The sequence below is a fragment of the Streptomyces iconiensis genome, assembly GCF_028657195.3.
Taxonomy (GTDB): domain Bacteria; phylum Actinomycetota; class Actinomycetes; order Streptomycetales; family Streptomycetaceae; genus Streptomyces; species Streptomyces iconiensis.
Genome location: NZ_JANCPR020000025.1, coordinates 129,269 through 136,707, shown reverse-complemented (window position 1 = coordinate 136,707; position 7,439 = coordinate 129,269). Strand labels below are relative to the sequence as shown.

Below are 7,439 nucleotides of genomic sequence, written 5' to 3'. Positions count from 1 at the left end.
CCCCCGCGACACCCACCCCCACACCGCCACCCTCGGCCTCGGCCCCTACACAGCGGTGATCCTCTCCCAGGACTGAGCGGGTCCCGGTAGAGACCGGTAGAGAGGGGTGCGGCGCCCGTGCCGTCAGTCCGTCAGTCCGTCAGGACGATGTGGAGGTGGCGAGGGCCGTGGACGCCCTGGACGCGGACCATTTCGATGTCGACGGTGGCGGAGGGACCGCTGAACCAGGTGAGGGGCTGGCGGGGGTCCAGGGTGGGGAGGAGTTCGGGGAGGCCGGACACGATCTGTGGGGTGCGGACGACGCAGACGTGGACATCGGGAAGGAGCGTGGGCGCGCGGCGGCCCTGCCCTGGCCCGCCGTCGAGCACGAGGGTCCCGGAATCGGCCACGGCGCCCGCACAGCAGGTCAACACCGCGTCCACGGTGGCCAGTTGAGTGGCGGCGAGCGGCGGGAGATCGCGCAGGACGCGCTGCCGCACGGAGGCGAACCACTCGTCCGGCACCCCGTCGGGTACGACGACGGTGGTGGCGCCGGAGGTGTCGAGCGCGTCCCGTACGGCGTCGGCGACGGTCGCATATCCGACCTGCCCATCGGATCCGCGGGACCCGGCCGACCCGGCGGAACCGACCGACCCGGCCGACCCGGCGGAACCGACCGACCCGGCCGACCCGACGCGCCGTACCTCGGCGCCGTAGCCGCGCAGGCGTTCCGCGAGGAGGGAGACGACGGCTTCGTGGTCGTCGGGGTCGATGCCGGGTGCGTGGCGCAGATAGTCGCGGGGCACGGCGGGTGCCGGGGGTGGGGGTGCGTCCCGCAGTGCGCGGCGTACGCGTTCGAGCACGGTGACACGGGAGTTCATCGGCGTCCTCCGTCCGTCCGCTTCCACCAGGCGCGGAAGGACTCCTTGGGAACAGGCGGCACGGCGCGGCTTTCGGTCCAGCCGCCGAGCGCGCCCGGCAGGTGGCGCTCGGGTACGAGGGGGCCCGCGAGGCCGGCGGCGCGTACGGCGGCGTTCCAGGCGGTGCGGTGTTCCATGGTCGCGCCGACCGCCTTGAACGCCTTGTCCTGCACAGGGTGCGGGCCACCTCGGCCTCGGTCCCGGCCTTCGCCCACCGCTCCATCGTCCCCACCCTCCGCGATGGAGTGGCGGAGCTTGAGGAGGAGGTCGGTGAGGGGGATGCGGACGGGGCATGCGTCGTCGCAGGCGCCGCAGAGCGAGGAGGCGTACGGGAGCGAGGCGGTCTGTTCGTCCCCGACGCCCTTGAGGAGGGGGTTGAGTACGGCGCCGATGGGTCCGGGGTACACGGAGCCGTAGGCATGGCCGCCGGTGCGTTCGTAGACGGGGCAGACGTTCATGCAGGCGCCGCACCGGATGCAGCGCAGTGCCTGGCGTCCTACGGGGTCGGCGAGGGCGCGGGTGCGGCCGTTGTCGACGAGTACGAGGTGGAAGGTGCCGGGTCCGTCGCCCTCGGCGACGCCGGTCCAGGTGGACACGTAGGGCGACATGCGCTCGCCGGTGGCACTGCGGGCGAGGATCTGGAGGTAGACCTCCAGGTCCCGCCAGGTCGGCACGATCTTCTCGATGCCGACGGCGGAGATGAGGACTTCGGGGAGGGTGAGGCACATACGCGCGTTGCCCTCCGACTCGACGACGACCAGGGTGCCGGTCTCGGCGACCATGAAGTTGGCGCCCGAGACGGCGACCTTGGCGCGCAGGAACTTCTCGCGCAGGTGCGCGCGGGAGGCGTCCGCGAGGGAGTTCGGGTCCTCGGTCATGTCCGGGGGCGCGGGGCGGCCGTGCTTGCCCATCTCGGAGACGAAGACGTCGTGGATCTGGCCTCTGTTGCGGTGCACCGCGGGGACGACGATGTGGGAGGGCAGGTCGTCGCCGAGCTGGATGATGATCTGGGCGAGATCGGTTTCGCGGGTGTCGATCCCGGCCGCCGCGAGCGCGTTGTCGAGCCCGATCTCCTCGGTGAGCATCGACTTGACCTTGATGATCTCCCGTTCGCCCGTCTCGGCGACGAGCCCGGTGATGATGCGGTTGGCCTCGGCGGCGTCGGCGGCCCAGTACACGGTGCCGCCCGCCTCGATGACGCGTTCCTCCAACTGCTCCAGGTAGCGGTCCAGTTGGCGCAGCACATCGTCCTTGACGGCCGCCGCGCTGTCGCGCAGCTCCTGCCAGTCGGGCCGTTCCCCGACGCGTGCCGCGTACTTGTCGCGGAAGGTGTGGGTGGCACGCCGCACGTTCTCGCGCAGCCGCGTGTCGCGGGTGGTCTCGCGGGCCGCCTGCGGGAAGGCAGGCCAGCCGACGAACGTACGGGCCATCAGCGCACCGCCGCCTTGGGGGTCCCCGCGGCCGTGCGGGCGAGGGGAACGCCGGGCAGCGGGCCGTCCTCCTCGGTACGCGCCAGGATCTCCGCGAGGTGCAGACAGCGCACCTGGTCGCCGTCGGCGGTGAGCCTGCCCTGGATGTTCATCAGGCAGGAGTTGTCCCCCGCCGTGACGACGTGTGCGCCGGACTCGCGCACGTGCCGGGCCTTGTCAGCGTTCATGGCGCCGGACGCGGCGGGGTTCTTGAGACAGAAGGTGCCGCCGAAGCCGCAGCACTCCTCCGCGCCGTCCAACTCGGTGTACTCGATGCCAGTTACGTTCCGCAGCAGCCGGTAGGGACGGTCGCCGACGCGCAGCACGCGCAGGGAGTGGCAGGTGGGGTGGTAGGTGACGCGGTGCGGGAAGTAGGCACCGACGTCCTCGGTGGCCAGCTCGTCGGTCAGGAACGTCATCAGCTCATGCACCTTGCCCGCGACCGCCGCCAGGTCCCTGCGCAGTCCCGCGTCGCCGAGGGGGCCGGCTCCCGGGTTGTAGAGGTTCTTGATGAGCCCGCCGCAGGACGCCGACGGCACGACCACGCGGTCGTAGCCGCCGAACACGGTCACGAAGTGCCGGGCCAGCGCGGCGGTGTCCGCGCGGTACCCGGTGTTGTAGTGCATCTGGCCGCAGCAGCTCTGCCCGGCGGGGAACTCCACCTCGACGCCGAGCCGCCTCAGCAGGGTGACGGTGGCCCTGCCCGTTCCGGGGTAGAGGGCGTCGTTGAGGCACGTGATGAAGAGCGCGGTTCTCAAAGGGCCTCCCGGCACGAAACGGCTGCGGCGCCCGCGCGCCACCACCGGCCGACGCTACGTGCGCCCCCCACGCCTGCCCCGTGACCCGCTCCCCCGCTGCTCCGCTTGGCGGCGGCGCGTCCTACAGCCGGGGGACGCGCCGCGGGGGCGCGTCCTACAGCTGGGGACGCGCGCCGCGGGGGTACGTCCTACACCTGAGGGACGCTGCGGGGGCGGGGAGGCCCCGGACCTGTTGGCCCGCCGCACGAGGCCCCGGTACCGCACGAGGTTCCGCACCCACGAGGTCCCGGCCCGTACGGGAACAGGCCCCGTACAGGGTCGTGCCGCGTACGGGGTCATGCCCCGTACGGTTTCGCGCCGCTCCCTCGCCCGTCAGCCCGCGTGCCCGTACCGCACGAGTGCCCAGGCGAGGCAGGCGAAAGCGGCGGTGTTGACGACGGCCCGTACGGTGTTCCACCGCACCCAGGCGTCCTCGAACCGTTCGCGTACGGCGGCGAGTGCGGCCTCGTCGGCCGGTAGTCCCGCCGCGTCCAGTGCGTCGTTCAGTGGGACGTTCACGCGGAAGGTGAGGCCGAGCACCCCGGCGTAGAGCACGGCGCCCGCGCCGATCCACGGCAGGGCGCCGTGCCCGCCGCCTTCGGCCAGATGGAGCCCGCCGCTGATGAGGGTCAGCAGCAGCGAGCCCAGGAACAGCAGCAGGAACCAGCCGTTGAGGATGGCCGTGTTGATGCGCTGCATCGCCTCGACGAACGTGCGGTCTCCGGCCCGGCGCAGCCCCGGCATGACCGCGCACGCGAACCCGTAGTAGAGCCCGGCGCTGAGCCCGGTCGCCAGTACGGCCGCCATCAGCGAGATCCCTTGCCACGTCCCCAGCATTCCGCCGCCTCCCTCACTGCGCCTACCGCCGGCTCTCCGCCTGCCGCCGAACCTCCGTCTGCCGCCAGTCAATGCCATCGGGTGCGCCGCCCCCATGGCCCGGACGCTCAGCGGGATGTGCGGGGGTCTCACCCGGGCAGCGACGCGGGCGTCCACCCGGGCGGACGGCTGACGGCGGATCAGCTGGTCGCCGGGTTCGGCCGCCCGGCGAGCCAGGCACACGCGGCGGGCGTCGTCGTGGGCTCCGACCCGTACACGCTGCCCCGTGCACGCCGCCCCGTGCACGCCGCCACCGGCACCCCCACCGGCAAGCTCGACGCGCGCGCCGAGGGCATCTCCGTACGCGGGTCAACCAGTGGCTGAGGGCGCACGCATCCGCGGCACGTTCGACCCGGTGGGCGACTTCGACGCGTACCACTCGTACGGGTCGTACGGCTCGTACGGGACGTACGCGTCGTGTACGGCGGCCGGAGCGGTGGACACCGGGGCACTCAGTGGCGGGCCTGGGGCCGGGCCGGCGCCCGGGTGAAGTCGGCCAGCGTGCGCGGTGGTTCGCCGCCGAACCGCTCGATGGACTCGGTCACTTGGTACAGCTCGTGGTGGGAGCCGATGGCGCGGAAGAGGTCCCACAGCTTGGTGAGGTGCTCGACGGTGGTGGTGTCGCGGTAGAGGTCCATGGCGTACTGGCGCCACTCCCCCGGCGGGATGTCGGCGTACGTCAGGGCCTCGCCGCGCCCCTCGGCGAAGGTGGCCGTCGCCTCGGCGACGGTGAGGACCTGCCCCGTGAGCAGTACGACGGGGTCGGTGCCAGGGCCGTGGCCCGTGAGCAGTCCCGCGGCGACGCGGGCCACGTCGGTGCCGGCGACGAGCGGCAGGACGGTGTCGGAACCGCCCAGCGGCAGGGCGAGTTGGCGGGAGCCGGCGGCGCGTGCCGCGGTGACGAGGAAGTCCAGGTTCTCGAAGAAGACGCCCGCACGCAGGTGGACGGCGCCCACGTCCGCCCAGTCGAAGACCTGCTCGGACACCCAGTGCAGCCGCATGCGCGGCGTGCCCGCCTCGGGTGAGGCGGCGAGCTGGGAGACCTCCACGACCCGTTCGAGCCCTTCGCGCCGAGCGGCGGCGGCGAAGGCACCGGTGGCCTCCATGAACCCCGCGGTCACGGGATACGTGAAGTAGGCACGCCGTACGCCCCGTACGGCCGCGAGCACATCGGTGATCTCGCGCAGATCGCCCGCGACGACCTCGGCGCCGAGCCCGCGCAGCTCTGCGGCGCGCGCGTCGTCGGTGTGGACGAACGCGCGGACCGCGCGGCCCTGTTCGCGCAGCAGCCGTACGACGTGACGGCCCGTCGAGCCCTGCTGCCCGCCCGCCGCACCGGTGACGAGGATCGGCGCGCTGTCGTTGCCCGGCATCGGCTCAGTCCTCGTCGTTCGCTGTGGTCGCTGTGGTCGCTGTGGTCCCAGCGGGCTCAGCGGGCTCAGCGGTCGCGCTGTCCGTACGGTGGTCGGGCAGGACCGCGGTGAAGGCGCCCAGCGCTTCGAGTGCGCGCAGGAAGGGCCGTGCGGCGAACGCCTCGGCCGGTGCCAGCACGCCCGTCTTCGCGGGCCCCCGTCCCTCGGCGAGCGGTACGGCCGCCTCGACGGAGGCGAGCGCGGCGGCACGCCACAGGTCGCTGCCCGTCAACTGCCCTGCTCCCGGGCCCGCTTCGGAGACGGTCTGCGCTGCGATGGTGAAGTCCGTGCGCGCGCGTATGTCCGGCCCCGCGCTCTCGCTCTCGAAGACGTCCTCCTCCTCGAAGGTGCCCGCCGTCAGCATCAGGTCGACGTTGCGCGTGGGCACGTGCCGGGGCACGGTGACCGTCTCGAACGAAGGGAACGGCGCGATCATCGTGCGCGGCCCCAGCGGCGGCGGGAAGGCGAAGACGGCGTTACGTGGCTCGACGTAGCCGCTGTGCAGGGTGCCGTCGGCGAAGGTGAGCCTGTCGGTCTCGGCGAAGAGCTGCGCGGCTGTGTTCTTGGCGCCCGTGGTGAGGCGCCAGCCGCTCACGGCGTAGGCCAGCACGACCCGTTCGACATCGGAGAGTCCCTCGGTGACGGCTGAGGCGAGCAGGTCGCCGAGGCCGCCGTAGAAGCTCATCCCGGGCACCATGACGATCCCGTTGCGCTGGGCCGTGCCCTGGAGCGTGTCGAAGACGTGCTTGATGTGGTGCGGTTCCAGCGCGTGGTCGATGTAGTGGCAACTGGCCTCGGCCGCCACCGTGGCGACCGGGGCGCCCGTGCGCGAGAAGGGCCCCGCGCAGTGGATCAGGACCGATGCCTCGACGCACAGTTCACGCAGCGCGCCCGCGTCCTCGATCGAGATGACGCGGATACGCACCTGCCCCGGGCGGCTCCGGGCCGCGTCCAGTTCGTCGGCGAGGGTCGCGAGTGCCTCGCCGTCACGGCCCGCGATGACGATGTCCCGTCCGCGGGCGAGGAGTTCGGCGGCGACCAGGCGCCCTGTGTGGCCGTAGGCCCCGTAGATGGCGAAGAGCGGTGCGGTCATCCTCGACCCGCTTCCCTACCGGAGGTATGTCACATTGGCGGTGAACTTACATACCCTGGGTATGCCCGTCAACAGGAGTCACCATGATCCGCCGTATTCCGGCACGTACGCAGACAGAGCGCTCCGACGCGACCACCGCGCGGCTGCTGACAGCGGCCCGCAGGCTCTTCGGCGCCGACGGCTACCACGCCACCTCCATCGAAGCCGTCGCCTCGGCGGCAGGCGTCACCAAGGGCGCCGCCTACCACCACTTCCGGGGCAAGGCCGACCTCTTCCGCGCGGTCTTCACCCGGGAACAGGAGGCGATCGCCGACACGTTGGAACGGGTGGCGGCGCAGTCGCCGGACGCCTGGGCGGCGCTGACGCAGGGCACCCGCACCTTCCTGGAACACTGCCTCGACCCCGGCTTCCGGCGCGTCGTCCTGCTGGACGGACCCGCCGTACTGGGTTGGGACGGCGTACGCGAGATCGAGTGCGCGCACACCCTGCGCGTACTCTCCGCCGGTGTACGGGCAGCGGCCGACGCGGGCCTTCTCGTCGCCGGTGACCTGGACGCGCGCGCCCAACTCGTCTTCGGCGCGCTCTGCGAGGGCGGCATGCTGCTGGCCCGCGCCGATGATCCGGCTCGCGCACTGGTGGGGGTGGCGGACGAGGCCCGCCTGCTGCTGGGCGCACTCCGCGCGTAAGGGCACCGGTCGCGGGCGCCGTTCGGGCACCGCCCGCCACCGTCCTCGGTCGCCGTGCTCCGCAGTAGTCGCCGTGCTCCGCAGGCGAGCGGGGAAGGGCTTCATGCTTACCGTGTGCGGGTGCGGACGTTCGGTTCACGGCTTGCCAACGGCCCCGCGCGGCTTCACCTGTCGTCGTCAATGTGCCGAGGCCCAGGGCCATTTGGC

8 protein-coding genes are annotated in these 7,439 nt (G+C 72.5%); 2 read left to right on the top strand and 6 right to left on the bottom strand.

Features of this window, described 5'->3' with window-relative positions; genetic code table 11:
• Positions 1-131: 131 nt before the first annotated feature.
• The 4 genes from NMN56_RS24370 to NMN56_RS24355 all read right to left on the bottom strand — a co-directional run bounded on the left by NMN56_RS24370 (position 132) and on the right by NMN56_RS24355 (position 4,002).
• Positions 132-860, bottom strand: a complete 729-nt coding sequence (locus NMN56_RS24370) for a LutC/YkgG family protein (protein ID WP_274041349.1) — start codon at positions 858-860, stop codon at positions 132-134.
• Complete coding sequence (locus tag NMN56_RS24365) at positions 857-2,329, bottom strand: lactate utilization protein B (protein WP_274041350.1); 1,473 nt, start codon at positions 2,327-2,329, stop codon at positions 857-859. The genes NMN56_RS24370 and NMN56_RS24365 overlap by 4 nt, the downstream gene beginning before the upstream one ends.
• On the bottom strand, positions 2,329-3,126 hold the full coding sequence (locus NMN56_RS24360; protein ID WP_274041351.1) for a (Fe-S)-binding protein: 798 nt from the start codon (positions 3,124-3,126) through the stop codon (positions 2,329-2,331). The genes NMN56_RS24365 and NMN56_RS24360 overlap by 1 nt, the downstream gene beginning before the upstream one ends.
• Positions 3,127-3,498: 372 nt before the next feature.
• Positions 3,499-4,002: an anthrone oxygenase family protein gene (locus tag NMN56_RS24355; RefSeq protein ID WP_274041352.1), complete on the bottom strand. Its 504-nt coding sequence runs from the start codon at positions 4,000-4,002 to the stop codon at positions 3,499-3,501.
• 117 nt (positions 4,003-4,119) lie between these two features.
• Between NMN56_RS24355 and NMN56_RS24350 the strand changes: the two genes are divergently transcribed.
• Positions 4,120-4,365, top strand: coding sequence for a hypothetical protein (locus tag NMN56_RS24350; RefSeq protein ID WP_274041353.1), 246 nt, complete (start codon positions 4,120-4,122; stop codon positions 4,363-4,365).
• Positions 4,366-4,493: 128 nt separating this feature from the next.
• On the opposite strand, the gene NMN56_RS24345 is transcribed toward NMN56_RS24350, so the two are convergent.
• Entirely contained in the window at positions 4,494-5,414 is a 921-nt protein-coding gene (locus NMN56_RS24345; protein ID WP_274041355.1) for an NmrA family NAD(P)-binding protein, read from the bottom strand.
• Positions 5,415-5,418: 4 nt separating this feature from the next.
• Positions 5,419-6,546, bottom strand: a complete 1,128-nt coding sequence (locus tag NMN56_RS24340; RefSeq protein WP_274041356.1) for a saccharopine dehydrogenase NADP-binding domain-containing protein — start codon at positions 6,544-6,546, stop codon at positions 5,419-5,421.
• 83 nt (positions 6,547-6,629) lie between these two features.
• On the opposite strand from NMN56_RS24340, the gene NMN56_RS24335 reads away from it, so the two are divergent.
• The gene (locus NMN56_RS24335) at positions 6,630-7,232 is read left to right on the top strand and encodes a TetR/AcrR family transcriptional regulator (protein WP_274041357.1); all 603 of its coding nucleotides are present in this window, start codon (positions 6,630-6,632) and stop codon (positions 7,230-7,232) included.
• Positions 7,233-7,439: the final 207 nt, after the last annotated feature.